Source organism: Pseudomonas sp. BF-B-26 (assembly GCF_019956495.1).
Lineage (GTDB): Bacteria > Pseudomonadota > Gammaproteobacteria > Pseudomonadales > Pseudomonadaceae > Aquipseudomonas.
The window spans coordinates 1-23,019 of sequence record NZ_JAHBDP010000078.1; the positions used below are offsets into that span (position 1 = coordinate 1).

The window sequence follows — 23,019 nt, forward strand, 5'->3', positions numbered from 1 at the left end:
GGCTTGCTCGCGAAAGCGGACTGACATTCAACATTGATGTCGACTGATACACCGCTTTCGCGAGCAAGCCCGCTCCCACATTTGGAAATCACCAAGCATAAAAAAACCCGCCGATGATCACTCATCGGCGGGTTTTTCATTAACGGCTAACGCTTAGATCGCGCCACGCTTGCGCAGCAGATCCAGCACTTGCTTGACGCTTTCTTCCAGCGACAGCGACTGGGTGTCGACCACAAGGTCGGCGTCCAGTGGCACGTCGTACGGGAAGGAATCGCCCGGGATGTTATCCCCGGCCGCCGCGTACAGGCCTTGTGGGTCACGCTCGGCACAGACCGTCGGCGAAGCCTGGACGTAGACCGTCAGCAGACGTTCCTTGCCGATCAGCTCCCGGGCTTGCTCACGGCCTTCGGCACTCGGCGCAACGAAGGCCGCCAGCGTCAGCAGACCGGCTTCGTTGAACTGACGCGCAACGTGCGCCGCACGACGCCAGTTCTCGGTACGCCCGGCGCGATCCTGTGGCAGACCTTTGTTCAGGTCGTGACGCAGGTTCTGGCCATCGAGTACAAACACCGCGCGGCCCATGTCGAACAGCTTGCGTTCAACGGCGTAAGCCAAAGTGCTTTTGCCGGCGCCCGACAAGCCGCTGAACAACACGGTGGCCGGTTGCTGGCCGAAGCGTTGGGCGCGTTCTTCGGTGGCAACGTGCGCCAGTTTGCCGTGATGCGTGCTGGTGCCATGGCTCAACGGCTGAGCGATGATCATGCCGGCCGCAACGGTGCCATTGGTCAAACGATCGATGACGATGAACGAACCGGTGGTGCGGTTGCTCGCGTAACCGTCCAGCGCGATGGCCGCGTCGAGGCTGATCTTGACCCGACCGATCTCGTTCAAGTGCAACGAACTGGCCGGACCTTCTTCCAGGGTGTTCACGTCAACGCGGTTGACGATGCTGGTGATCGAACCCGGTACGTAGGTGGTGGCGCGCTTGATGTCGTATTTCTTGCCCGGCAGCATCGGCTCTTCGGCCATCCACACCAGCATGGCGTCGAAGGCATCGGTCACTTGCGGCTGGTTGTCGGCGTGCACCAGCAAGTCGCCGCGGGAGATGTCGATCTCGTCTTCCATGGTCAGCGTCACCGCTTGACCAGGACCGGCGTGCTCCAGCTCACCTTCGAAGGTGACGATGGATTTCACACGGCTGCTCTTGCCCGACGGCAGCACCACGACTTCGTCGCCCTTGTGCACGACGCCGCTGGCCAGCGTACCGGCGAAACCACGGAAGTTCAGGTTCGGACGGTTGACGTACTGCACCGGGAAACGCAGGTCGGTGTAGTTGCGGTCGTTGGCGATCTCGACGGTTTCAAGGATTTCCATCAGCGACTGGCCGGTGTACCACGGCGAGCGCTCGGACTTGTTCACCACGTTGTCGCCTTTCAGCGCCGACATCGGCACGAAGGCCATGGTGGTCGGCTTGAACGCGATGCCTTCGGCGAACTTCAGGTAATCGGCCTTGATCGACTCGAAGACGGTTTCGTCGAAACCGTTGAGGTCCATTTTGTTGATGGCGACAACAATGTGTTTGATGCCCAGCAACGAGGCAATGAAGCTGTGGCGACGGGTCTGGGTCTGCACGCCGTAACGGGCGTCGACCAGGATGATCGCCAGGTCACAGGTGGACGCACCGGTGGCCATGTTGCGGGTGTACTGCTCATGGCCAGGGGTGTCGGCAATGATGAATTTGCGTTTGGCGGTGGAGAAGTAGCGGTAAGCGACATCGATGGTGATGCCCTGCTCACGCTCGGCCTGCAGGCCGTCGACCAGCAATGCCAGGTCGATGTCGTCGCCAGTGGTGCCGACTTTTTTCGAGTCGCGGGTAATGGCTTCCAGGTGATCTTCGTAGATCATTTTGGAGTCGTGCAGCAGGCGCCCGATCAGGGTGCTCTTGCCGTCGTCGACGTTGCCACAGGTCAGAAAGCGCAGCATTTCCTTGCGTTCGTGCTGGCCCAGGTAGGCGAGGATGTCCTCGCTGATCAAATCAGATGCGTGCGACATGACAACCCCTTAGAAATAACCCTGACGTTTCTTTTCTTCCATCGAGCCTGCGCCATCGTGATCGATGACCCGGCCCTGGCGTTCGGAAGTTCGCGTCAGGAGCATTTCCTGAATGATGTCGGTCAGGCTGGTGGCCTCGGACTCGACCGCACCGGTCAACGGGTAGTCGCCGAGTGTACGGAAGCGGACCTTCTTCTTGACGATGCGCGCTTTGTCTTCATCGCTCAGGTGATTGAGCAGGCGTTCGTCGTCGATCATGATCCAGGTGCCATTCATCTCGATAACGTCGCGCTCGGCGGCGAAATACAGCGGCACAATCGGGATGCCTTCGAGGTAGATGTACTGCCAGATGTCCAGTTCGGTCCAGTTCGACAACGGGAAAACACGGATCGATTCGCCCTTGTTGACCTTGCCGTTGTAAACGTTCCACAACTCGGGCCGCTGGTTTTTCGGGTCCCAGCGGTGCTTGGTATCGCGGAAGGAATACACGCGCTCTTTGGCACGGGATTTCTCTTCGTCACGACGGGCACCACCGAAAGCGGCATCGAAACCGTACTTGTCGAGGGCCTGCTTGAGGCCTTCGGTTTTCATGATATCGGTGTGCTTGGCGCTGCCGTGGGTGAGCGGGTTGATACCCTGCGCAACACCCTCGGGATTCACGTGCACCAGCAGGTCAAGGCCGAGCTCTTCGACCATGCGGTCGCGGAACGCGTACATTTCCTTGAACTTCCACCGGGTGTCGACGTGCATCACCGGGAACGGCAGTTTGCCCGGGAAGAATGCCTTGCGCGCAAGGTGCAGCATCACGGCGGAGTCTTTACCGACGGAGTACAGCATCACCGGGTTATCGAACTCGGCGGCGACCTCGCGGATGATGTGGATGCTTTCGGCCTCCAGCTGTTTCAGATGCGTCAGTTTGTCGACCATGGCTACTCACGAAAACGATCTTATGGACGGCCAGCGGGCCGTGTTCGAGCGAGGAATCCTAGCACAGCGACCTCTTCTAATCAGGACGCAAGCTAGATCGAAAGGGTATATGAATATACCTGCCTGTTCGGGTGTACTGGGTCCTGTGGGAGTGAGCCTGCTCGCGATAGCGGTGTGTCAGTCACATCAATATCGAATGTGACGCAGCTATCGCGAGCAGGCACGCTCCCACAGTGGGTATGGGTGATTCAGATCGGATTCGGGCAATCGATGAAGATGTGCTCGAGGGCAAAGCGCCGCGCCAGATAATCGCCCAACGCCTGCACGCCATAACGCTCGGTGGCGTGATGGCCGGCGGCGATGAAGCTGATGTCGTTTTCCCGGGCGCTGTGGAAGGTCTGCTCGGACGCCTCACCGCTGAGGTACAAGTCGACGCCAGCCAGCACGGCCTGATCGATGTACCCTTGACCGCCACCGGTGCACCAGCCAACGCGGCGAATCATCTCGCTGCCTTCGATCAGCAACGGCTCGCGGCCCATGACTTCTTGTACGCGGCGGGCAAAATCGCGGGCCGTCACCGGCTCGTTCAATGAACCGACCAGCCCGACAACTTTGAGATTGTCCGGATCCAATGGGCCTTCCACTGTGATATCGAGCTGACGTGCCAGCTGAACGTTATTGCCGACTTCCGGGTGCAGATCCAGCGGCAGATGGTAGGACAACAGGCTGATATCGTGCTTGAGCAGGGTTTTCAACCGACGCTGCTTCATGCCGGTGATGCACGGACTCTCGCCTTTCCAGAAATAGCCGTGATGCACCAGTACCAGGTCGGCGCTGGCTTCCACAGCGGCGTCGAGCAACGCCTGGCTGGCGGTGACGCCACTGACGATGCGCATGACCTGCGGCCGGCCTTCGACCTGCAACCCGTTGGGGCAGTAATCGGCAATCTTTGCACTGTTAAGGTAACGGTCGGCTTCTTCGACCAGGGTGCTCAAGGCGACGGCCATAAAAGACTCCTAAATATCCCGTTCAGAGGCACGCTTCGCCTCGTATAATGCGCGACATTATGGGCGGTCTCATACCGCCTGCAACCTCTCAGGACGTGCTTAATGCTCAAAGCGCTGCGTTTTTCCGGCTGGCCGCTGTTGGCCGGCGTGCTTATTGCCCTGTTAATCATCCAGCGTTACCCGCAGTGGGTCGGGCTCCCAAGCCTCGACGTCAACATGCAGCAAGCCCCGCAAACCACCACCATGCAACAAGGTCCGGTGTCCTATGCCGACGCAGTGACCACGGCCGCACCTTCGGTGGTCAACCTGTACACCACCAAAGTCATCAACAAGCCGAACCATCCGCTGTTCGAAGATCCGCAGTTCCGTCGTTTCTTCGGCGACAACTCGCCCAAGCAGAAGCGCATGGAATCGAGCCTCGGCTCGGGCGTGATCATGAGCCCGGAAGGTTACCTGCTGACCAACAACCACGTGACCAGCGGCGCCGACCAGATTGTGGTAGCGCTCAAGGACGGGCGTGAAACCCTGGCCCGAGTGATCGGCAGCGACCCGGAAACCGACCTCGCGGTCCTGAAGATCGACTTGAAGAATCTTCCATCGATCACCGTCGGGCGCTCCGACAACATCCGCATCGGCGACGTGGCCCTGGCCATCGGCAACCCGTTCGGTGTCGGCCAGACTGTGACCATGGGCATCATCAGCGCCACCGGGCGCAATCAGCTGGGCTTGAACAACTACGAAGACTTCATCCAGACCGACGCTGCGATCAACCCCGGCAACTCCGGCGGTGCGCTGGTGGATGCCAACGGCAACCTGACCGGCATCAACACGGCGATCTTCTCCAAGTCCGGCGGTTCGCAGGGCATCGGTTTCGCAATCCCGGTGAAGCTGGCCATGGAAGTGATGAAGTCGATTATCGAGCACGGCCAGGTGATTCGCGGCTGGCTCGGTATCGAAGTGCAGCCGTTGAGCCAGGAACTGGCGGAATCGTTTGGCCTGTCGGGGCGGCCGGGCATTGTGGTCGCGGGGATTTTCCGTGACGGCCCGGCACAGAAGGCCGGCCTGCAACTGGGTGACGTGATCCTCAGCATCGACGGCGAACCGGCGGGCGATGGTCGCAAGTCAATGAACCAGGTGGCGCGCATCAAGCCGACCGACAAGGTGACGATTCAGGTGATGCGCAATGGCAAAGAGCTGAAGCTCACGGCAGAAATCGGTCTGCGTCCGCCGCCTGCGCCGATCAAGGAAAAAGAAGAAGAGTAAGCAGTCGATACCAAACCCTGTGGGAGCGAGCCTGCTCGCTCCCACAGGGTCAGTGTTGAGTCAGAGGTCGCCGAGGCTGTCGATCAACGCCTGATTCTGCTCCGGTGTGCCAATCGAGATCCGCAGGAACTGGGCAATCCGTTCCTGCTTGAAGTGCCGAACGATCACGCCTTGCTCACGCAACTTCGCCGCCAGCCCTGCCGCATCGTGTTGCGGATGACGGGCGAAGATGAAGTTCGCCGCCGACGGCAACACTTCAAAGCCTTTCGCTTGCAGTTGCGCAACGACCTTTTCACGATTCTCGATGACCAACCGGCAAGTCTTGTCGAAGTACTCACGATCTTCGAACGCTGCGGCTGCACCGACATTCGCCAGACGATCCAGCGGATAGGAGTTGAAGCTGTTCTTGATCCGCTCCAGCGCCTCGATCAGGTCTGGGTGCCCCACCGCCAGCCCCACCCTCAGGCCCGCCAGTGAACGGGACTTGGACAGGGTCTGGGTCACCAGCAGGTTCGGATAACGATCCACCAGGCTGATCGCCGTCTCACCGCCGAAATCGATGTAAGCCTCATCCACCACGACCACCGAATCCGGGCTGGCCTTGAGGATTTTCTCCACCGCATCCAGCGCCAACAGGCAGCCGGTCGGTGCGTTCGGATTCGGGAAGATGATCCCGCCGTTCGGCTTGGCGTAGTCCGCCGGGTTGATCTGGAACTGCTCGTCCAGCGCCACCGCGTCGAAGGCGATGCCATACAACCCGCAGTAAACCGGATAGAAGCTGTAGCTGATATCCGGGAACAGCACTGGATTATCGTGTTGCAGCAAGCCGTGAAAAATGTGCGCCAGGACTTCGTCGGAACCGTTGCCGAGGAACACCTGATTGCTCTGCACGCCGTAGTACCTGGCCACCGCGTTCTTCAGCAGATCGCTGTTCGGGTCCGGGTACAGACGCAAATTGTCGTTCAGTTCGGTCTGCATCGCCGCCAAGGCTTTTGGCGATGGTCCGTACGGGTTTTCGTTGGTGTTGAGCTTCACCAGTTTCGCCAGTTTCGGCTGCTCGCCCGGCACGTAAGGCACCAGGCTCTTGACGAAGGGACTCCAGAATTTACTCATGCTCAGTTGCCCTGCCCTTGTAGAGAGTCTTCGTCAACGATGCGGTATTCGGCACTGCGCGCGTGAGCGGTCAACGACTCGCCACGGGCCAGCACGGAAGCGGTTTTGCCCAGTTCCGACGCCCCCTGCTCGGAGCAGTAGATGATCGACGAGCGCTTCTGGAAGTCGTACACACCCAGCGGCGAGGAGAAACGCGCGGTGCCGGAGGTAGGCAACACGTGGTTCGGGCCGGCGCAGTAGTCGCCCAAGGCTTCAGAGGTGTGACGGCCCATGAAGATCGCGCCAGCGTGGCGAATCTTCGGCAGCCAGGCCTGCGGATCAGCAACGGACAACTCAAGGTGTTCCGGTGCGATGCGGTTGGCCACTTCGATGGCTTGGTCCATGTCGCGGACCTTGATCAGGGCACCACGGCCATTGATCGACGTTTCGATGATCTCGGCGCGCTCCATGGTCGGCAGCAGTTTGGCGATGCTGGCGGCGACCTTGTCGAGGAACTCGGCGTCCGGGCTGACCAGAATCGCCTGGGCGTCTTCGTCGTGCTCAGCCTGGGAGAACAGGTCCATGGCGATCCAGTCCGGATCCGTCTGGCCGTCGCAGACCACGAGGATTTCGGATGGGCCGGCGATCATGTCGATGCCGACCTGGCCGAACACGTGGCGCTTGGCGGTGGCGACATAGATGTTGCCCGGACCGACCACCTTGTCGACCTTCGGCACGCTTTCGGTGCCGTAAGCCAGCGCAGCAACCGCTTGAGCGCCGCCGATGGTGAACACGCGGTCGACACCGGCGATGCAGGCTGCGGCCAGCACCAGCTCGTTGATTTCGCCACGCGGCGTCGGCACTACCATGACCACTTCAGTCACGCCGGCCACCTTGGCCGGAATTGCATTCATCAGTACCGAGGACGGATAAGACGCCTTACCGCCCGGTACGTACAGGCCGGCGCGATCCAGCGGCGTGACCTTCTGGCCCAGCACCGTGCCGTCGGCTTCGGTGTAGCTCCAGGAATCCTGTTTCTGTTTCTCGTGGTAGCTGCGTACTCGGGACGCGGCTTTTTCCAGCGCTTCACGCTGTGGCACGGTGATTCGGGTCAGGGCCAGTTCCAGGCGCTCACGAGGCAGAATCAAGTCCGCCATGGACGCGACCTGCAGGCCGTCGAACTTCTGGGTGAATTCCACCAGCGCCGCATCGCCACGCTCGCGCACGGCCTTGATGATGTCCAGCACCCGCTGATTGACCGAGTCGTCAGACACACTTTCCCAGCTCAGCAGATGATCCAGATGATGTGCGAAATCCGGATCAGCAGCATTGAGTCGGCGAATTGCAGTCGGTGCGGTCATAGCGAGAGCCTCATAGGAATGGCAAAAAACTCAGGTACCCGAAGCTACCATCGATCCGCTTGGGCACCTGAGAATTCTGGCTATGAGGCGGATAGACGGGCGCGACTTAACGTCGCGCAGGTAAATCAGCCGCGGTGTCGAGACTCCACTGCCTTGCGCAGGGTGTCGATCAACGCCTGGATACGGGCGTGCTGCATTTTCATCGAAGCTTTGTTCACGATCAGCCGGGAGCTGATGTCGGCAATGAAATCCTGGGGTTCCAGGCCATTGGCGCGCAGGGTGTTGCCGGTGTCGACCACGTCGATGATCTTGTCTGCCAGACCGATCAGCGGCGCCAGTTCCATCGAGCCATAGAGCTTGATGATGTCGACCTGACGGCCCTGTTCGGCGTAGTAGCGCTTGGCAACATTGACGAATTTGGTCGCCACACGCAGGCGGCCCTTGGGCTCGACATCGCCGACACGGCCGGCCGTCATCAGCTTGCACAGGGCAATTCGCAGGTCCAACGGCTCGTACAAACCCTGGCCGCCATATTCCATCAGCACATCTTTACCGGCGACGCCCAGGTCAGCGGCACCATGTTCGACGTAAGTCGGCACATCGGTGGCGCGCACGATCAGCAGACGTACATCGGCCTGGGTCGTGGGGATGATCAGCTTGCGGCTCTTGTCCGGATTCTCGGTCGGCACGATGCCCGCTTCAGCCAGAAGCGGCAGGGTGTCGTCAAGGATACGGCCCTTGGACAGTGCGATGGTCAACATGGGAAACGTCAGTCCTTATCAAGGTACTCATGCCCGGTCGCAAATGGCGCCGGAAACACATCGAGCCGGTAACCGGCTCGACTTGAAACGAATTCAACGGGCGCGTCCTTGCGCCCATGCAGCAGAAACTAGCCCGGTACGCGGCGGATCTTCGCGCCGAGCATCTGCAGTTTCTCTTCGATGCACTCGTAACCACGGTCGATGTGGTAAATGCGATCGATCAGGGTGTCGCCTTCGGCGATCAGCGCCGAGATCACCAGGCTGGCCGAAGCACGCAGGTCGGTGGCCATGACTGGCGCCCCCTTCAGCGTTTCGGTGCCAGTGACGATGGCGGTGTTGCCTTCAACCTGGATCTTGGCGCCCATGCGGTGCAGCTCGTACACGTGCATGAAGCGGTTTTCGAAGATCGTCTCGATCACGGCACCGGTGCCTTCGGCAATGGCGTTGAGGGAGATGAACTGCGCCTGCATGTCGGTCGGGAACGCCGGGTACGGAGCGGTACGCACGTTAACGGCTTTTGGCCGCTTGCCGTGCATGTTCAGCTCGATCCAGTCCTCGCCGCAGGTGATTTCGGCACCCGATTCCTTGAGTTTCTCAAGAACGGCTTCGAGGATGGTCGGATCGGTGTCCTTGACCTTCACACGACCGCCAGTCACAGCAGCGGCGACCAGGTAGGTGCCGGTCTCGATACGGTCAGGCATCACTTTGTAAGTGGTCGGGTGCAGACGCTCGACGCCATCGATGGTGATGGTGTCAGTGCCGGCGCCAGTGATCTTGGCGCCCATGGCGATCAGGAAGTTCGCCAGGTCGATGACTTCAGGCTCGCGAGCGGCGTTTGCCAGAACGCTGCGGCCCTTGGCCAGAGCGGCCGCCATCATGATGTTTTCGGTACCGGTCACACTGACGGTGTCGAAGAAGAAGTGCGCACCGCGCAGGCCACCTTCAGGTGCCTTGGCCTTGATGTAGCCGCCTTCGACGTCGATGACCGCGCCCATGGCTTCGAGGCCACGAATGTGCAGGTCAACCGGACGCGAACCAATGGCGCAACCGCCAGGCAGTGCGACTTCGGCTTCACCGAAACGGGCAACCATCGGGCCCAGCACCAGGATCGACGCACGCATGGTTTTCACCAGTTCGTACGGAGCGATCAGGGTCTTGATGGTGCGCGGGTCGATTTCGACGCTGAGTTTCTCGTCGATCACCGGCTCGATGCCCATACGACCGAACAGCTCGATCATGGTGGTGATGTCGTGCAGGTGCGGCAGGTTGGCAACAGTCACCGGGCCATCGCACAGCAAGGTTGCAGCCAGGATCGGCAGGGCAGAGTTCTTTGCCCCGGAGATGCGGATTTCGCCATCAAGACGAACGCCACCGGTAATTATCAATTTATCCATAAGAATCTCGACGCCCTTGGGCTCAGGTGCGCTCGGCCCAGGCCGCGCTGCTGAAAAATTTCATAGTGACCGCATGGATGCTGCCATCGGTGATCCATGGGTTCAAATGGGCATAGATCTGCTGCTGACGCTTCACCGGGCTCAACGCCGCCAGTTCATCGCTAATCACGTTCAGCTGAAAGTTGCAGCCTTCGCCCTCGACTTCTACTAGGGTTCCTGGCAGCTTTCCTTCAAGGAAGCTCTTCACTTCTACGGCCTGCATGCTCAACCTCAATCGGCGCCCTGTGCGCGCGGGTCGGACATCATACAAAAAAGCCCCGCGCCTGCGAACCCCGCGAAGCAGGACTCTGACGGGGGGCTTCTTAATAGATGCGGTTATGGATGCGCCAACAGCTCGGTCAATTCGCTGACCTGAGCGATTTCGCGCATGTCTTCTGGCATCCCGCGGATGCTCAGCGCCTTGCCGGCCGCCTCTGCATCACGCATGAAGCACAGCAACAGTGACAAGCCGACACTGCTGGACTTCAACACTGCCGAGCAATCGACCACCAGTGCAGCGGCCTTACTGGATTTGATCAGCGCCTGCCCCTGCTTGCGCAAACCGGGGCCGGTGCGGTAATCCAGCATGCCGCTGAGCGTCAGCTCGCCGGATTCGCTCATGCGAATGGCCGACACACTCATTGAGCTTGCTTCTCGGGTGTTTGCTTCTGGCTGGCTTCCTTGGCTTTGGCCACTTCTCCGGCCCAACCATTGATGGTCTTGTCCAGGTCGTTGCCATTGCGCTGCATGGCATCAGCGAACTGATCACGGAACAGCTTGCCGATGTTAATGCCGTTGATGATCACGTTACGCAGCTTCCACTCGTCATTGATCTTTTCGAGTGTGTAAGACACAGGATAGATCGCGCCGTTGGCGCCTTTGACCGTCATGGCAACGCTTGTACGGTCTCCCGACTCATCCTTGGCAGGGTCGACGACGATCCCCTGATTGTTGTACTCGAGCAAAGCGTTGCCATAGAACTGGAACAGGCCCTTTTTGAAGTTTTCTTCAAAGGTCTTCATTTGCGCAGGCGTGGCTTTGCGCGAATATTTGACCGTCATGATGCTCTTGGAAATGCCCTCGGCATCCACAACAGGTCCGACGATGGTGTTCAGCGCCGTATAGAAGTCTTGCGGGTCTTGCTTGTACTTCTCTTTATTGGCCGACAGATCGGCAAGTAGCCGATTGGTGGTGTCCTGCACGATATCGTGCGCTGAGGGCGCCGCCACGGCGTTAGCCATCAACGGCAGGGCCGCGAGTAATACCAACAGGCCACGTCGCAAGGTAGAGATCATTCAAAAGCTCCTCATTTGGCGTCTTTACTAACGGTATTGAGCAGAAATTTACCGATCAGGTCTTCGAGTACCAGCGACGACTGCGTGTCGTGGATGGTTGAGCCATCCTTGAGCAAGCTTTCTTCGCCGCCCACGCTGAGACCGATGTACTTCTCGCCCAACAGGCCAGCGGTCAGGATAGATGCAGTGGAGTCAGTCGGCAGGTTATCTACGCGTTTTTCCAGCTGCATGGTCACTCGACCGGTGAAACTGTCGCGGTCCAGATCGATCGCCGTGACCTTGCCGATGGTCACACCGGCCATGGTCACTTTAGCTCTGACAGTCAAACCGGCGATATTGTCGAAATACGCATAAAGTTTATAAGTGTCAGTGGTTGCGCTCGGGGACAGGCCACTCACCCGCAACGCCAGCAACAGCAAAGCCAGGATGCCAGCCAGCAAGAAAAGGCCGACACCGATTTCCAGGGTGCGGTTTTGCATCAGAAATCTCCAAACATCAAGGCGGTCAGAATAAAGTCCAGGCCGAGTACAGCCAAAGAGGCATACACCACGGTTTTGGTAGTGGCACGACTGATCCCCTCGGAAGTGGGCTCGCAGTCATAGCCTTGGAATACGGCGATCCAGGTCACGACAAAGGCGAAAACGATGCTTTTGATGATGCCGTTGAGCACATCGTCTGCAAAGGTCACGCTGTTCTGCATGTTGGACCAGTAGGAACCTTCATAGACACCCAGCCAGTCGACGGCCACCCACGAACCACCCCAGATGCCCACCACGCTGAAGATCATCGCCAGCACCGGCAGGGAAATGAAGCCGGCCCACAGGCGCGGGGCAATGATGTATTTGAGCGGGTCGACACCAATCATTTCCAGACTGGACAACTGCTCGGTGGACTTCATGTTGCCGATTTCGGCAGTCAATGCCGAACCGGCGCGCCCGGCGAACAGCAATGCCGTGACCACGGGCCCCAGTTCACGCAACAGCGTCAGCGCAACCATCTGGCCGACTGCCTGCTCCGAACCATAGCTGGATAGAATATTGAAGCCTTGCAGCGCCAACACCATGCCGATGAACACCCCGGAGACCACGATGATCACCAGGGACATTACGCCCACCGAATGCAGTTGCTTGATCAGCAAGCCAAAACCGCCGCCAATGCCGCCACGACCGAACAAGGCATGAAACAGGAATATTGCCGAACGGCCGAACACCCCCAGCGCGTCGATGCCAGAGTGTCCGAACCGGCGAACCCGTTCTACTAGTGAAATCTTGCGCATCAACGCTGCCCCAGAAGATCTGCGCGGTAATCCGTCGCTGGAAAGTGATAGGCAACCGGACCGTCGGGCTCGCCTGTCATGAATTGACGGATGCGTGGCTCCTGCGAGTTCATCAGCTCCTCGGGAGTGCCCTGCCCCAACACCTGGCCTTCGCCGACGACATAGATGTAATCGGCGATGCTCGCGGTCTCGGCCAGGTCGTGGGAGACCACGATACTGGTGATGCCCAGCGCATCGTTGAGCAGACGGATCAGACGCACCAGCACCCCCATGGCGATGGGGTCCTGGCCGACGAAGGGCTCGTCATACATGAGGATCTGCGGATCGAGGGCAATCGCCCGCGCCAAAGCGACGCGACGTTTCATGCCGCCGGACAACTCGTCAGGCATCAGGTCGATGGCACCACGCAAGCCCACGGCCTGCAATTTGAGCAGGACGATGTCCCGGATCATTTCTTCCGGAAGTTCAGTATGAACGCGTAGCGGAAAGGCCACGTTCTCGAACACATCGAGATCGGTGAACAGTGCACCACTCTGAAACAGCACGCCCATGTGCTTTCGCGCATCGAACAGATCACCGCGCGACAGTTTCGGCAGGTTCTGTCCATTGACCCAGACTTCGCCTTTGGTAGGCCGCAACTGTGCGCCCATCAGCCGCAACAGCGTAGTCTTGCCACACCCGGAAGGCCCCATGATGCCGGTGACCTTGCCGCGCGGGATACGTATATCGACGTTATTGAAAATGCTGCGCGTTCCGCGCTTGAAGGTCAGTCCCTTCAGCTCGATCGCGTAGGCTTTATCGGCACTCATCTAATCTCCTTGCGATGCAGCCTCTCACTCGGACGCCTGACTTTCTGGCGAAAGCACATACCTCCCGGGCAGGCCGAACTGGCGGCGAACTATATCACTGCAAAGGCCAAGCGCCCAAGGCCCAAGCCGGGCCATGTTGAGCAACATGACGAGGTAAAAGCTTCTATTTAGGGGTATTCGGTAACCGGGAATGACAAAGCGCGACGAACTTGCGTGAGGGTTTCGATCATTACCGTTATAATCGCCGCCTTTTCATCAGGCTATACGATTTCTGACATGAGCCAATCCAGCGACCTGATTCAATCAGCACAACGCACCATCCGCCTCGAACTGGAAGCCGTACAAGGCTTGTTGCCCCGTATCGACGCGGATTTCGTACGCGCTTGCGAAATGATTCTGGCCAGCAAAGGGCGCGTGGTCGTGGTCGGCATGGGCAAATCGGGGCACATCGGCAACAAGATCGCCGCCACCCTGGCCAGCACCGGCACCACAGCCTTTTTCGTGCACCCGGCCGAAGCCAGCCACGGCGATATGGGCATGATCACCCGCGACGACATCATCCTGGCGCTGTCGAACTCCGGCTCTACCAATGAAATCGTCACCCTGCTGCCGCTGATCAAGCGCCTGGGCATTCAATTGATCAGCATGACCGGCAACCCTGATTCACCTCTGGCGAAGGCTGCCGAGGTCAACCTCAACGTGCACGTCGAGCACGAAGCCTGTCCGCTCAACCTGGCACCGACCTCGTCGACCACTGCCGCCTTGGTCATGGGCGATGCCCTGGCCGTTGCGTTGCTGGAAGCCCGCGGTTTTACCGCTGAAGATTTCGCCTTTTCCCACCCCGGCGGCGCGCTTGGCCGACGCCTGCTGCTGAAAGTGGAAACCGTCATGCACGCCGGAGCAGAACTGCCCCAGGTGCAACGTGGCACGCTACTCAAGGACGCCTTGATGGAAATGACCCGCAAGGGCCTGGGCATGACCGCGATTGTGGAGGCCAATGGCAAACTGGCCGGGATCTTCACCGACGGCGACTTGCGCCGCACCCTTGACCGGACCATCGACATCCACCATACGACCATAGACGAGGTCATGACCGTACACGGCAAGACCGCCCGGGCCGATATGCTCGCGGCCGAGGCCCTGAAAATCATGGAAGACCATCGAATCAACGCGCTGGTAGTGGTGGACAAGGAGGACCGTCCGATCGGCGCCTTCAACCTGTCCGATCTGCTGCGTGCAGGAGTAATGTAATGAGCACCGACCTGCTGCAACGCGGCAAGAACATCAAACTGGCGGTTTTTGACGTCGATGGCGTACTGACCGACGGACGCCTGTACTTCCTCGAAGACGGCAGCGAATTCAAGACGTTCAACACCCTCGACGGCCAAGGCATCAAGATGTTGATGGCAGCCGGCGTGCAGACCGCTATCATCAGTGGCCGCAAGACCCCGGTGGTCGAGCGACGCGCGAAGAACCTCGGCATTCCACACGTGTACCAAGGGCGCGAGGACAAACTGGTGGTGCTCGACGAGCTTCTCGCCCAACTCAACCTAAGCTATGAGCAAGTCGCCTATCTCGGTGACGACCTGCCGGACCTGCCGGTGATTCGCCGCGTCGGCCTGGGCATGGCGGTGGCAAACGCCGCCAGTTTCGTCCGTGAACACGCCCACGGCATCACCCAGGCCCGCGGGGGCGAGGGTGCCGCTCGCGAATTCTGCGAATTGATCCTGCGCGCGCAGGGCCGCCTTGATGCGGCAAACGCCGCGTACCTGTGAGCCAACTATGCTGAGCAAAAAGATTCGCAAATTCCTGGTGTTCGGTTGCATCGCCGCGATATTCGCAGCGGTCGGCTACTGGAACATCAGCCCGGAACGCTTCCTCGATAAGCCAGTGGCAAAGATCGATGAAACCGCGATCGACTATTACGCGACCAACGCCCACAGCGTGCAATATCTGCCGGATGGCAGACTGCAATACGAAATGACGTCCGACAAGGTTGAACACCTGAAAGCCACCGAAGTGACGCTGCTGACCAATCCCGACCTGAACATGTTCCGCGGCACCGAGTTTCCGTGGCACGTCCAGAGCGAGCACGGCGAAGTGAATCCCGACGGCACTCAGGTCGAACTGATTGACTCGGTGCGCATCACGCGCTTCGACGAGAAAAACCGCAAGACCCTGATTACCACCACCCGCATGACAGTGTTCCCGCAGCAGCAATATGCGCAGACCGAGCAACCCGTTAGAATCGACGGCGCTGGTGGTGTGTCGACTGGCAAGGGAATGAAAGCGTATTTGAAAGAAAGCAGGATACACCTGCTATCGAACGTAAGAGGACAGTATGAGGCTCGTTAAAACCCTCCCTATTTTGCTCGGTCTGAGCGCAGCACTGGGAAGCGTGAGCGCCTGGGCACTGCCGACCGATCAAACGCAGCCTATCCGCATTCAGGCCGACGATGCCCAGCTGGACGACAAGAATGGCGTTGCCACCTATAAAGGTGACGTGATCATCACTCAGGGCTCGATGATCGTTAAAGGCAACACCGTGACCATCACCCGCACGCCGACCGGCGACATTGACGTGGTGACTTCGGTGGGCAACCTCGCCTATTTCGAGCAACTGCAAACTGCAGGCGACACCAAACCCGTTCAGGGCTGGGGCGTGACCATCCAGTACCACGCAGCGCAAAACCGCGTCGTGCTGATAGACAAGGCAAAAGTGGTCGACAAGGACAACAACGTCACCCAAGGCGAGAAAATCGTCTATGACACGGTCAAAAAGCTGGCCAGCGCCGGTCGCGCGACGGGCAACAAGGTCACCGAGTCGCGTCCGCGCATCGACATGGTGATCCAGCCGAAGAAGAAAACCGACGAGCAAAAGGCCCAGTAATGGCAACTCTGAAAGCTCAGCATCTGGCCAAGAGCTACAAGAGCCGCCAGGTCGTGCGTGACGTCAGCCTGTCGATCGACAGCGGTCAGATCGTCGGTCTCCTAGGCCCAAACGGCGCCGGCAAGACCACCTGCTTTTACATGATTGTCGGCCTGGTACAGGCCGATCAGGGCCGCGTACTGATTGACGACCTTGATGTCAGCCACCAGCCTATGCATGGTCGTGCGAAGGCCGGCATCGGCTATCTTCCGCAAGAAGCGTCGATCTTCCGCAAACTCTCGGTAGCCGACAACATCATGGCGATCCTCGAGACCCGCAAGGAACTCGACAAGGCCGGTCGTCGCCAAGAGCTGGAAAGCCTGCTACAGGAATTCCACATCAGCCACATCCGCGACAACCTCGGGATGAGCCTGTCCGGTGGTGAACGCCGCCGTGTGGAAATCGCCCGGGCACTGGCTACCAACCCGAAATTCATCCTGCTCGACGAACCGTTCGCCGGCGTGGACCCGATTTCGGTGGGCGACATCAAGCAGATCATCTATCACCTCAAGGCCAAGGGCATTGGTGTGCTGATCACTGACCACAACGTCCGTGAAACCCTGGATATCTGCGAAACCGCCTACATCGTCAACGATGGCCAGCTGATCGCCGAAGGTGACTCTGCCACCATCCTGGCCAACGACCTGGTCAAGGAAGTGTATCTGGGCCATGAGTTCCGCCTGTAAGCACTGAGGTGTCTGGCTGGTTGCCCGGGCGCTCGTCTCGATAAAAAATCAACATTTTTTTATTGTTACAGCGCTCTAGGCAAACGCTGCAGTTTCGGGCATATAATTTGCTTATGTTTGGCGCTCCGGCGCCCTGTAGTGGATGGCGCATGTGCGCCGGCGAATAAGGTGTTAAGCCCCTGCCATGAAACCATCGCTAGTCTTGAGAATGGGCCAGCAGCTGACGATGACACCGCAGCTGCAACAGGCCATCCGCCTGCTCCAATTGTCGACCCTGGACCTGCAACAGGAAATCCAGGAGGCCCTGGAGTCCAATCCGATGCTCGAACGCCAGGAAGAAGGCGACGACTTCGATAACGCCGACCCCTTGGCCGACAAAGCCGAACAGCAACCCAACACCGACATTCAGGAACCCTCCTACCAGGAAACCGCCCCGACGGTTGATAACCTCGAGGAAGGCGACTGGAACGAGCGCATCCCCAACGAACTGCCCGTCGATACCGCGTGGGAAGACGTCTACCAGACCAGCGCCAGCAGCCTGCCAAGCAACGATGACGACGAGTGGGACTTCACCACCCGGACATCGGCCGGCGAAAGCCTGCAAAGCCACCTGCTGTGGCAACTGAACCTGGCCCCGATGTCCGACACCGATCGCCTGATCGCCGTGACCCTGATCGACTGCATCAACAATCAGGGCTATCTGGACGAAACCCTCGAGGAGATTCTCGAAGCCTTCGACCCGGAACTGGACATCGAACTGGACGAAATCGAAGCCGTCCTGCACCGCATCCAGCAATTCGAACCCGCTGGCATCGGCGCCCGCAACCTGGGCGAATGCCTGCTGCTGCAATTGCGCCAGCTACCCGCCAAGACGCCTTGGCTGGTCGAGGCCAAACGCCTGGTCACCGATTACATCGACCTGCTCGGCAGCCGCGATTACAGCCAGCTGATGCGTCGCATGAAGCTCAAGGAAGACGAACTGCGCCAGGTGATTGAACTGGTGCAGAGCCTCAACCCGCGCCCAGGCTCGCAAATCGAGTCCAGCGAAGCCGAATACGTCGTTCCCGATGTGATCGTACGCAAGGACAACGAGCGCTGGCTGGTGGAGCTGAACCAGGAATCCGTGCCACGACTGCGGGTCAACGCTCAATACGCCGGTTTCGTGCGCCGCGCCGACACCAGCGCCGACAACACCTTCATGCGCAATCAGTTGCAAGAGGCCCGCTGGTTCATCAAGAGCCTGCAAAGCCGCAACGAGACCCTGATGAAAGTAGCCACTCAGATCGTCGAGCATCAGCGTGGTTTTCTTGAATACGGCGACGAAGCCATGAAACCGCTGGTCCTGCATGACATCGCTGAAGCGGTGGGCATGCACGAGTCGACGATTTCACGGGTGACCACGCAGAAATTCATGCATACCCCACGGGGCATATATGAACTGAAATACTTTTTTTCCAGCCACGTCAGCACCTCCGAGGGCGGGGAATGCTCATCCACGGCGATCCGCGCGATCATCAAAAAACTGGTTGCCGCGGAAAATCAGAAAAAGCCGTTGAGTGACAGCAAGATCGCTGGTTTACTGGAGGCACAAGGCATTCAGGTGGCTCGCCGCACCGTCGCCAAGTACCGCGAATCCCTCGGGATCGCGCCTTCGAGCGAACGCAAGCGGTTGATGTAGAGCCACGCCACAGCGTTCCAGTGGCAGGCATTTCTGCCTGCCGCTTTATGCACTGGCAACGAAGGAGAAGCTGTATGCAAGTCAACATCAGTGGACACCAACTGGAAGTGACCGAACCTCTTCGCACCTACATCGGCGAAAAACTCGAACGATTAGAGAGGCATTTCGACAAGATCACCAACGTGCAGGTCACGATGACGGTCGAAAAGCTCAAGCAGAAAATCGAAGCCACGCTGCATATTCCCGGCAATGAAGTGGTCGCAAACGCGGAGCATACCGATATGTACGCGGCGATCGACGCACTGACTGACAAGCTGGATAAACAACTCAAAAAGCATAAGGAAAAGACCCAAAGCCTCCTCCAGGGCGCGACCGGTCGTTAACACTCCCAACCCATGATCCGACTTGAAAGCATCCTGACCCCCGGCCGTTCCCTCGTGAACGTGCCGGGCGGCAGTAAAAAGAAAGCCCTTGAGCAAATTGCCAACCTTATCCACAAAGAAGTGCCGGATCTGGAGATGCAAGATGTCTTCGAGGCTCTGATTGCCCGTGAAAAGCTCGGCTCAACCGGTTTTGGCAACGGCATCGCCATTCCCCATTGCCGCCTGAAGGGCTGCACCTCGCCCATCAGTGCCCTGATGCACCTTGATGCACCCATCGATTTCGACGCCATCGACGGCGCCCCGGTTGACCTGCTGTTCGTTCTGCTGGTCCCGCAAGCCGCTACCGATGCGCACCTGGAGTTACTGCGCCAGATCGCCAGCATGCTCGACCGCAAGGAAGTGCGCGAAAAACTGCGCAGTGCCTCGAGCAATGAAGCCTTGTATCAGGTTGTCCTGGACGAGCAAAACGGTCATTAATCATGCGCTTGATCATCGTCAGTGGCCGCTCCGGCTCAGGTAAAAGTACCGCACTCGATGTTCTCGAGGACAACGGCTACTACTGCATCGACAACCTGCCCGCCGGTCTGCTGCCGGAACTGGCCGAACGTGCGTTGATCCACACTGAGCTGGCACAACCGCTGGTTGCCGTATCGATCGATGCGCGTAACTTGCCGAGTCACTTGTCGCGGTTTCCCGAACTGCTGGAAGAAGTGCGCAGCCGGCATATCCAGTGTGATGTGCTTTATCTGGACGCCGACGAAGAAACCTTGCTCAAACGTTTCTCGGAAACCCGCCGTCGTCACCCGCTGAGCAATGCCAATCGCTCGCTGGCCGAGGCCATCAACGATGAGACCGCCCTGCTCGGGCCGATTGCCGACCTCGCCGATCTCAAAGTAAACACCACCAACCTGAACCTGTATCAGCTGCGAGATACCATCAAGCTGCGGCTGTTGAACCAGCCGGAATCCGGTACGGCGTTCCTGGTGGAGTCTTTCGGTTTCAAGCGTGGCATGCCGGTGGACGCTGATCTGGTGTTCGACGTGCGCTGCCTGCCGAACCCTTACTGGAAGCCAGAGTTGCGCGATCAATCCGGGCTCGACCAACCGGTTGCCGATTACCTGGCGGCACAGCCGGACGTCGAAGAGATGTTCCAGGACATCTCCACCTACTTGTTAAAATGGCTACCCCGTTTTGCCGCCAGCAACCGCGCTTATGTCACCATTGCCATTGGCTGCACCGGCGGCCATCACCGCTCCGTCTACCTGACCGAACGTCTGGGCCAGGCCCTGCAAAAATCCCTGAAGAACGTCCAGGTTCGCCACCGCGACCTCAGCTAAAGGATTCACACCGCGATGCCTGCTCTGGAAATTGAAATCATCAACAAGCTGGGCCTGCATGCCCGCGCTTCTGCAAAATTCGTTGGCGTCGCCGGTGAGTTCAAGGATTGCACGATCAGAGTAGGACGCACGCCGGAATCCACGGTCGACGGTAAAAGCATCATGGCAATGATGATGCTCGCTGCGGGCAAGGGCACCAAAATCTACCTGAGCACCGAAGGCGAACAGGCTGATGAGGCGCTGCAGGCATTGGTGAATTTGATCAATGACTACTTCGGCGAAGGCGAGTAACACTCGCCCTGTAGCAGCTGCCGAAGGCTGCTACAAAGTTCGTGTTCAGTCGCTAAGCCAACGCCGTATCCATCACCATCATCAAGCAAAACCCGATCAGCAGCCCAAGACTTGCAAGCTTGTCGTGACCATTGCGGCGCGACTCGGGAATGACTTGGGTGACCACCAGCAACATTGCCCCGGCCACCAGCGCCAACCCCAAGGGCAGCAACAATTCAGCCAGGCTCACCAGCCAGTGCCCATAGCCAGCCCTGGATGGTTTTGGCAGAAGTCTTAAACCAGCGCAGCCTGATAGCGCGTAGCGACTTCAGGCCAATCAATCACGCTGTAGAACGACCTCAGGGACGCCATCGCCGGCAAGCCGTGCTCCTACAGGGATGGTGCATGGCGCATTAAAAAAGGCGCGCCACCTGGTGGGTGACGCGCCTTTTTTGCTTAGCGGTAAGGGTTTAGCTACCCGCCACCGTCATCCGCTCGATCAGCACCGAACCTGTGCGAATGTTGCTGCGCAGCTCCAGGTCATTACCGACCGCAACGATCTGTTTGAACATGTCGCGCATGTTGCCGGCGATGGTCACTTCCTGGACCGCAAACTGGATTTCGCCATTCTCGACCCAGTACCCCGCCGCGCCGCGGGAGTAATCGCCAGTGACCATGTTCAGGCCCTGGCCCATCAATTCAGTCACCAGCAGGCCGCGACCCATGCGGCGTAGCAAGGCTGCCTGGTCTTCGTCACCATGGGTGACGAACAGGTTGTGCACACCGCCAGCGTTGGCGGTGCTCGGCATCCCGAGCTTACGGCCGGAGTACGTGCCGAGGATGTATGAGACCAACTCGCCTTTTTCGACGAATGGTTTGGCGTAAGTGGCCAGACCATCGCCATCGAACGCCGAACTGCCCAGCGCGCGCATCAGGTGCGGGCGCTCATCGATGGTCAGCCATTCCGGGAACAGTTTCTGCCCCAGCGTGCCTTCAAGGAACGAGGATTTGCGATACAGGCTGCCGCCGGAAATCGCCGAGAGGAAACTGCCGAACAATCCACCGGCCAGTTCCGCGGAAAACAGCACCGGCACTTCGCAGGTCGGCACCGGACGCGCCCCCAGACGGCTCGCCGCCCGTTGCGCGGCACGCTGGCCGATGCTCACCGGATCGGCCAGCAAGTTGCCCTGGCGGTTCACGTCGTACCAGTAATCGCGCTGCATCTGGCCATCGGCCTCGGCGATCATCACGCAGCTCAAGCTGTGCCGGGTCGACGCGTAACTGCCGATAAAACCGTGGCTGTTACCGTAGACACGGCAGCCCTGATGGGTGCTGAGGGTGGTGCCATCGGCGTTCTTGATCCGGCTGTCGGTGGCAAACGCCGCCGCTTCACAGGCCAGGGCCTGCTCGATGGCTTGTTCCGGGGTAATGTCCCATTCGTGGAACAGGTCGAAATCCTGCAGATCCTTGGCCATCAGCGCAGCGTCCGCCAGGCCCGAAGCTTCGTCTTCAGACGTGTGCTTGGCGATGGCCAGCGCGGCGGCGACGGTTTCGCGAATCGCCTCCGGACCGCTGGCGGACGTGCTGGCCGAGCCCTTGCGCTGACCAACGTACAAGGTGATGCCGAAACCCTGATCGCGGTTGAATTCGACGGTTTCGACTTCACGCTGACGCACGGAGGTGGAAAGGCCCTGCTCCAGGGACACCGCCACTTCACAGGCACTGGCGCCCTGGCGCTTGGCTTCAGCGATGATCTGCTCGACTTGTTCTTGCAGTGCCGGCAACGCTTGTGGGCCGACGCTTTCAACTGCACTCATGCTGTTCTCCACTCAAATTCTGCTTTCGGCTAGGGCCTTCGAGCGACCGGGCCGGACAAGCGGCCCCCGACTGGTTATCATGGCGGCGTTTCTTTGCGGACGGCCACCATGGTTGATTCTTACGACGACTCCCTCGATACGGGAGAAAAAAGCAAATCCCAGGTTAAACGCGAGCTTCATGCTCTGGTTGACCTCGGCGAGCGCCTTACAACGCTCAAGCCTGACTTGCTGGCAAAACTGCCGTTGACCGACGCTATGCGCCGGGCACTGGCTGATGCGCCCAAGCACACCGCGAATATCGCGCGTAAACGGCACCTTGGCTTCATCGGCAAACTGATGCGCGATCAGGACACTGACGCCATTCTGACGCTGCTCGATCAACTCGATGCCTCCACTCGGCAGTACAACGAACGTTTCCATGGCCTGGAACGCTGGCGCGATCGCTTGATCGCGGGAGACGATGCGGTCCTGGAGAAGTTCGTGGTCGACTTCCCGGAGGCTGATCGCCAACAATTGCGCTCCCTGATCCGTCAGGCCCAGCACGAACTGGCGACCAACAAGCCACCGGCATCGAGCCGTAAAATCTTCAAGTACATCCGTGAGCTGGACGAGACTCAACGCGGTTTGCGTTAAATCTAGAATC

General features: G+C 59.1%; 26 protein-coding genes and 1 pseudogene. 12 read left to right on the forward strand and 15 right to left on the reverse strand.

Annotation, left to right across the window (positions count from 1 at the left end; genetic code table 11):
- Positions 1–153: 153 nt before the first annotated feature.
- The 3 genes from cysN to KGB03_RS16190 form a co-directional block, all read right to left on the reverse strand.
- The gene (cysN, locus tag KGB03_RS16180) at positions 154–2,052 is read right to left on the reverse strand and encodes a sulfate adenylyltransferase subunit CysN (protein WP_046045871.1); all 1,899 of its coding nucleotides are present in this window, start codon (positions 2,050–2,052) and stop codon (positions 154–156) included.
- 9 nt (positions 2,053–2,061) lie between these two features.
- Positions 2,062–2,979 carry a sulfate adenylyltransferase subunit CysD gene (gene cysD, locus KGB03_RS16185; protein ID WP_030128620.1) on the reverse strand — a complete coding sequence of 306 codons (918 nt, stop codon included), beginning with the start codon at positions 2,977–2,979 and terminating at the stop codon, positions 2,062–2,064.
- 248 nt (positions 2,980–3,227) lie between these two features.
- A complete protein-coding gene (locus KGB03_RS16190) occupies positions 3,228–3,986 on the reverse strand; it encodes a Nif3-like dinuclear metal center hexameric protein (RefSeq protein ID WP_218538026.1) in 759 nt (252 codons plus the stop codon).
- Positions 3,987–4,088: 102 nt separating this feature from the next.
- Between KGB03_RS16190 and algW the strand changes: the two genes are divergently transcribed.
- Positions 4,089–5,249, forward strand: coding sequence for a Do family serine endopeptidase AlgW (algW, locus tag KGB03_RS16195; protein WP_192410161.1), 1,161 nt, complete (start codon positions 4,089–4,091; stop codon positions 5,247–5,249).
- Between the two features lie 60 nt (positions 5,250–5,309).
- On the opposite strand, the gene hisC is transcribed toward algW, so the two are convergent.
- From hisC to KGB03_RS16245, 10 genes are all read right to left on the reverse strand, one after another.
- Positions 5,310–6,362, reverse strand: a complete 1,053-nt coding sequence (gene hisC / locus KGB03_RS16200; RefSeq protein WP_223527613.1) for a histidinol-phosphate transaminase — start codon at positions 6,360–6,362, stop codon at positions 5,310–5,312.
- A 2-nt stretch (positions 6,363–6,364) separates the two neighbouring features.
- Positions 6,365–7,702: a histidinol dehydrogenase gene (gene hisD / locus KGB03_RS16205; protein ID WP_218538028.1), complete on the reverse strand. Its 1,338-nt coding sequence runs from the start codon at positions 7,700–7,702 to the stop codon at positions 6,365–6,367.
- Positions 7,703–7,827: 125 nt separating this feature from the next.
- The gene (gene hisG / locus KGB03_RS16210; RefSeq protein WP_007901570.1) at positions 7,828–8,463 is read right to left on the reverse strand and encodes an ATP phosphoribosyltransferase; all 636 of its coding nucleotides are present in this window, start codon (positions 8,461–8,463) and stop codon (positions 7,828–7,830) included.
- 128 nt (positions 8,464–8,591) lie between these two features.
- Positions 8,592–9,857: a UDP-N-acetylglucosamine 1-carboxyvinyltransferase gene (gene murA / locus KGB03_RS16215; protein ID WP_111450400.1), complete on the reverse strand. Its 1,266-nt coding sequence runs from the start codon at positions 9,855–9,857 to the stop codon at positions 8,592–8,594.
- Positions 9,858–9,879: 22 nt separating this feature from the next.
- On the reverse strand, positions 9,880–10,119 hold the full coding sequence (locus KGB03_RS16220) for a BolA family protein (RefSeq protein WP_007912386.1): 240 nt from the start codon (positions 10,117–10,119) through the stop codon (positions 9,880–9,882).
- Between the two features lie 113 nt (positions 10,120–10,232).
- Positions 10,233–10,538 carry a lipid asymmetry maintenance protein MlaB gene (locus KGB03_RS16225; RefSeq protein WP_008150739.1) on the reverse strand — a complete coding sequence of 102 codons (306 nt, stop codon included), beginning with the start codon at positions 10,536–10,538 and terminating at the stop codon, positions 10,233–10,235.
- Positions 10,535–11,191 carry a phospholipid-binding protein MlaC gene (locus tag KGB03_RS16230; RefSeq protein WP_223527616.1) on the reverse strand — a complete coding sequence of 219 codons (657 nt, stop codon included), beginning with the start codon at positions 11,189–11,191 and terminating at the stop codon, positions 10,535–10,537. The genes KGB03_RS16225 and KGB03_RS16230 overlap by 4 nt, the downstream gene beginning before the upstream one ends.
- Before the next feature lie 11 nt (positions 11,192–11,202).
- Positions 11,203–11,670 carry an outer membrane lipid asymmetry maintenance protein MlaD gene (gene mlaD, locus KGB03_RS16235; RefSeq protein ID WP_111450402.1) on the reverse strand — a complete coding sequence of 156 codons (468 nt, stop codon included), beginning with the start codon at positions 11,668–11,670 and terminating at the stop codon, positions 11,203–11,205.
- Positions 11,670–12,467: a lipid asymmetry maintenance ABC transporter permease subunit MlaE gene (gene mlaE, locus KGB03_RS16240; RefSeq protein WP_192410158.1), complete on the reverse strand. Its 798-nt coding sequence runs from the start codon at positions 12,465–12,467 to the stop codon at positions 11,670–11,672. Before mlaE ends, mlaD begins: the two co-directional genes overlap by 1 nt.
- Positions 12,467–13,276, reverse strand: a complete 810-nt coding sequence (locus KGB03_RS16245; protein WP_192410157.1) for an ATP-binding cassette domain-containing protein — start codon at positions 13,274–13,276, stop codon at positions 12,467–12,469. The genes mlaE and KGB03_RS16245 overlap by 1 nt, the downstream gene beginning before the upstream one ends.
- Positions 13,277–13,552: 276 nt before the next feature.
- Here KGB03_RS16245 and KGB03_RS16250 point away from each other — a divergent pair, with 276 nt between their 5' ends.
- The 10 genes from KGB03_RS16250 (at position 13,553) to KGB03_RS16295 (ending at position 20,580) form a co-directional block, all read left to right on the forward strand.
- The gene (locus tag KGB03_RS16250; RefSeq protein ID WP_218538031.1) at positions 13,553–14,527 is read left to right on the forward strand and encodes a KpsF/GutQ family sugar-phosphate isomerase; all 975 of its coding nucleotides are present in this window, start codon (positions 13,553–13,555) and stop codon (positions 14,525–14,527) included.
- On the forward strand, positions 14,527–15,051 hold the full coding sequence (locus KGB03_RS16255; RefSeq protein WP_033057989.1) for a KdsC family phosphatase: 525 nt from the start codon (positions 14,527–14,529) through the stop codon (positions 15,049–15,051). The genes KGB03_RS16250 and KGB03_RS16255 overlap by 1 nt, the downstream gene beginning before the upstream one ends.
- Positions 15,052–15,058: 7 nt before the next feature.
- Positions 15,059–15,631, forward strand: coding sequence for an LPS export ABC transporter periplasmic protein LptC (gene lptC / locus KGB03_RS16260; protein ID WP_218538032.1), 573 nt, complete (start codon positions 15,059–15,061; stop codon positions 15,629–15,631).
- Complete coding sequence (gene lptA / locus KGB03_RS16265) at positions 15,618–16,166, forward strand: lipopolysaccharide transport periplasmic protein LptA (protein ID WP_111450405.1); 549 nt, start codon at positions 15,618–15,620, stop codon at positions 16,164–16,166. The genes lptC and lptA overlap by 14 nt, the downstream gene beginning before the upstream one ends.
- Positions 16,166–16,891: an LPS export ABC transporter ATP-binding protein gene (gene lptB / locus KGB03_RS16270; RefSeq protein WP_008150757.1), complete on the forward strand. Its 726-nt coding sequence runs from the start codon at positions 16,166–16,168 to the stop codon at positions 16,889–16,891. Before lptA ends, lptB begins: the two co-directional genes overlap by 1 nt.
- Positions 16,892–17,075: 184 nt before the next feature.
- Positions 17,076–18,569, forward strand: a complete 1,494-nt coding sequence (locus KGB03_RS16275) for an RNA polymerase factor sigma-54 (RefSeq protein ID WP_218538033.1) — start codon at positions 17,076–17,078, stop codon at positions 18,567–18,569.
- A 74-nt stretch (positions 18,570–18,643) separates the two neighbouring features.
- Positions 18,644–18,952, forward strand: a complete 309-nt coding sequence (hpf, locus tag KGB03_RS16280; RefSeq protein ID WP_007941242.1) for a ribosome hibernation-promoting factor, HPF/YfiA family — start codon at positions 18,644–18,646, stop codon at positions 18,950–18,952.
- Positions 18,953–18,964: 12 nt separating this feature from the next.
- On the forward strand, positions 18,965–19,429 hold the full coding sequence (ptsN, locus tag KGB03_RS16285; protein ID WP_111450406.1) for a PTS IIA-like nitrogen regulatory protein PtsN: 465 nt from the start codon (positions 18,965–18,967) through the stop codon (positions 19,427–19,429).
- A 2-nt stretch (positions 19,430–19,431) separates the two neighbouring features.
- Positions 19,432–20,289 carry an RNase adapter RapZ gene (rapZ, locus tag KGB03_RS16290; protein WP_192410155.1) on the forward strand — a complete coding sequence of 286 codons (858 nt, stop codon included), beginning with the start codon at positions 19,432–19,434 and terminating at the stop codon, positions 20,287–20,289.
- A 15-nt stretch (positions 20,290–20,304) separates the two neighbouring features.
- Positions 20,305–20,580 carry an HPr family phosphocarrier protein gene (locus KGB03_RS16295; RefSeq protein ID WP_111450408.1) on the forward strand — a complete coding sequence of 92 codons (276 nt, stop codon included), beginning with the start codon at positions 20,305–20,307 and terminating at the stop codon, positions 20,578–20,580.
- 52 nt (positions 20,581–20,632) lie between these two features.
- Here the strand turns inward: KGB03_RS16295 and KGB03_RS16300 are convergent.
- Positions 20,633–20,815: pseudogene (locus KGB03_RS16300) on the reverse strand (ZIP family metal transporter); the annotation flags it as partial.
- Positions 20,816–21,029: 214 nt separating this feature from the next.
- Positions 21,030–22,376, reverse strand: coding sequence for a metalloprotease PmbA (pmbA, locus tag KGB03_RS16305; RefSeq protein ID WP_111450409.1), 1,347 nt, complete (start codon positions 22,374–22,376; stop codon positions 21,030–21,032).
- A 108-nt stretch (positions 22,377–22,484) separates the two neighbouring features.
- Here pmbA and yjgA point away from each other — a divergent pair, with 108 nt between their 5' ends.
- Positions 22,485–23,009 carry a ribosome biogenesis factor YjgA gene (gene yjgA, locus KGB03_RS16310; protein ID WP_192410153.1) on the forward strand — a complete coding sequence of 175 codons (525 nt, stop codon included), beginning with the start codon at positions 22,485–22,487 and terminating at the stop codon, positions 23,007–23,009.
- Positions 23,010–23,019: the final 10 nt, after the last annotated feature.

Excerpts from the sequence above, each read along its gene's own strand:
- murA (WP_111450400.1), bottom strand. The coding sequence starts at position 9,857 with ATGGATAAATTGATAATTACCGGTGGCGTTCGTCTTGATGGCGAAATC.
- algW (WP_192410161.1), top strand. The coding sequence starts at position 4,089 with ATGCTCAAAGCGCTGCGTTTTTCCGGCTGGCCGCTGTTGGCCGGCGTG.
- ptsN (WP_111450406.1), top strand. The coding sequence starts at position 18,965 with ATGATCCGACTTGAAAGCATCCTGACCCCCGGCCGTTCCCTCGTGAAC.
- rapZ (WP_192410155.1), top strand. The coding sequence starts at position 19,432 with ATGCGCTTGATCATCGTCAGTGGCCGCTCCGGCTCAGGTAAAAGTACC.
- KGB03_RS16225 (WP_008150739.1), bottom strand. The coding sequence starts at position 10,538 with ATGAGTGTGTCGGCCATTCGCATGAGCGAATCCGGCGAGCTGACGCTC.
- KGB03_RS16295 (WP_111450408.1), top strand. The coding sequence starts at position 20,305 with ATGCCTGCTCTGGAAATTGAAATCATCAACAAGCTGGGCCTGCATGCC.
- mlaE (WP_192410158.1), bottom strand. The coding sequence starts at position 12,467 with ATGCGCAAGATTTCACTAGTAGAACGGGTTCGCCGGTTCGGACACTCT.
- hisC (WP_223527613.1), bottom strand. The coding sequence starts at position 6,362 with ATGAGTAAATTCTGGAGTCCCTTCGTCAAGAGCCTGGTGCCTTACGTG.
- KGB03_RS16220 (WP_007912386.1), bottom strand. The coding sequence starts at position 10,119 with ATGCAGGCCGTAGAAGTGAAGAGCTTCCTTGAAGGAAAGCTGCCAGGA.
- pmbA (WP_111450409.1), bottom strand. The coding sequence starts at position 22,376 with ATGAGTGCAGTTGAAAGCGTCGGCCCACAAGCGTTGCCGGCACTGCAA.
- KGB03_RS16190 (WP_218538026.1), bottom strand. The coding sequence starts at position 3,986 with ATGGCCGTCGCCTTGAGCACCCTGGTCGAAGAAGCCGACCGTTACCTT.
- lptC (WP_218538032.1), top strand. The coding sequence starts at position 15,059 with ATGCTGAGCAAAAAGATTCGCAAATTCCTGGTGTTCGGTTGCATCGCC.
- KGB03_RS16230 (WP_223527616.1), bottom strand. The coding sequence starts at position 11,191 with ATGATCTCTACCTTGCGACGTGGCCTGTTGGTATTACTCGCGGCCCTG.
- lptA (WP_111450405.1), top strand. The coding sequence starts at position 15,618 with ATGAGGCTCGTTAAAACCCTCCCTATTTTGCTCGGTCTGAGCGCAGCA.
- cysN (WP_046045871.1), bottom strand. The coding sequence starts at position 2,052 with ATGTCGCACGCATCTGATTTGATCAGCGAGGACATCCTCGCCTACCTG.
- hpf (WP_007941242.1), top strand. The coding sequence starts at position 18,644 with ATGCAAGTCAACATCAGTGGACACCAACTGGAAGTGACCGAACCTCTT.
- hisD (WP_218538028.1), bottom strand. The coding sequence starts at position 7,702 with ATGACCGCACCGACTGCAATTCGCCGACTCAATGCTGCTGATCCGGAT.
- KGB03_RS16255 (WP_033057989.1), top strand. The coding sequence starts at position 14,527 with ATGAGCACCGACCTGCTGCAACGCGGCAAGAACATCAAACTGGCGGTT.
- KGB03_RS16275 (WP_218538033.1), top strand. The coding sequence starts at position 17,076 with ATGAAACCATCGCTAGTCTTGAGAATGGGCCAGCAGCTGACGATGACA.
- yjgA (WP_192410153.1), top strand. The coding sequence starts at position 22,485 with ATGGTTGATTCTTACGACGACTCCCTCGATACGGGAGAAAAAAGCAAA.
- KGB03_RS16245 (WP_192410157.1), bottom strand. The coding sequence starts at position 13,276 with ATGAGTGCCGATAAAGCCTACGCGATCGAGCTGAAGGGACTGACCTTC.
- KGB03_RS16250 (WP_218538031.1), top strand. The coding sequence starts at position 13,553 with ATGAGCCAATCCAGCGACCTGATTCAATCAGCACAACGCACCATCCGC.
- lptB (WP_008150757.1), top strand. The coding sequence starts at position 16,166 with ATGGCAACTCTGAAAGCTCAGCATCTGGCCAAGAGCTACAAGAGCCGC.
- mlaD (WP_111450402.1), bottom strand. The coding sequence starts at position 11,670 with ATGCAAAACCGCACCCTGGAAATCGGTGTCGGCCTTTTCTTGCTGGCT.
- cysD (WP_030128620.1), bottom strand. The coding sequence starts at position 2,979 with ATGGTCGACAAACTGACGCATCTGAAACAGCTGGAGGCCGAAAGCATC.
- hisG (WP_007901570.1), bottom strand. The coding sequence starts at position 8,463 with ATGTTGACCATCGCACTGTCCAAGGGCCGTATCCTTGACGACACCCTG.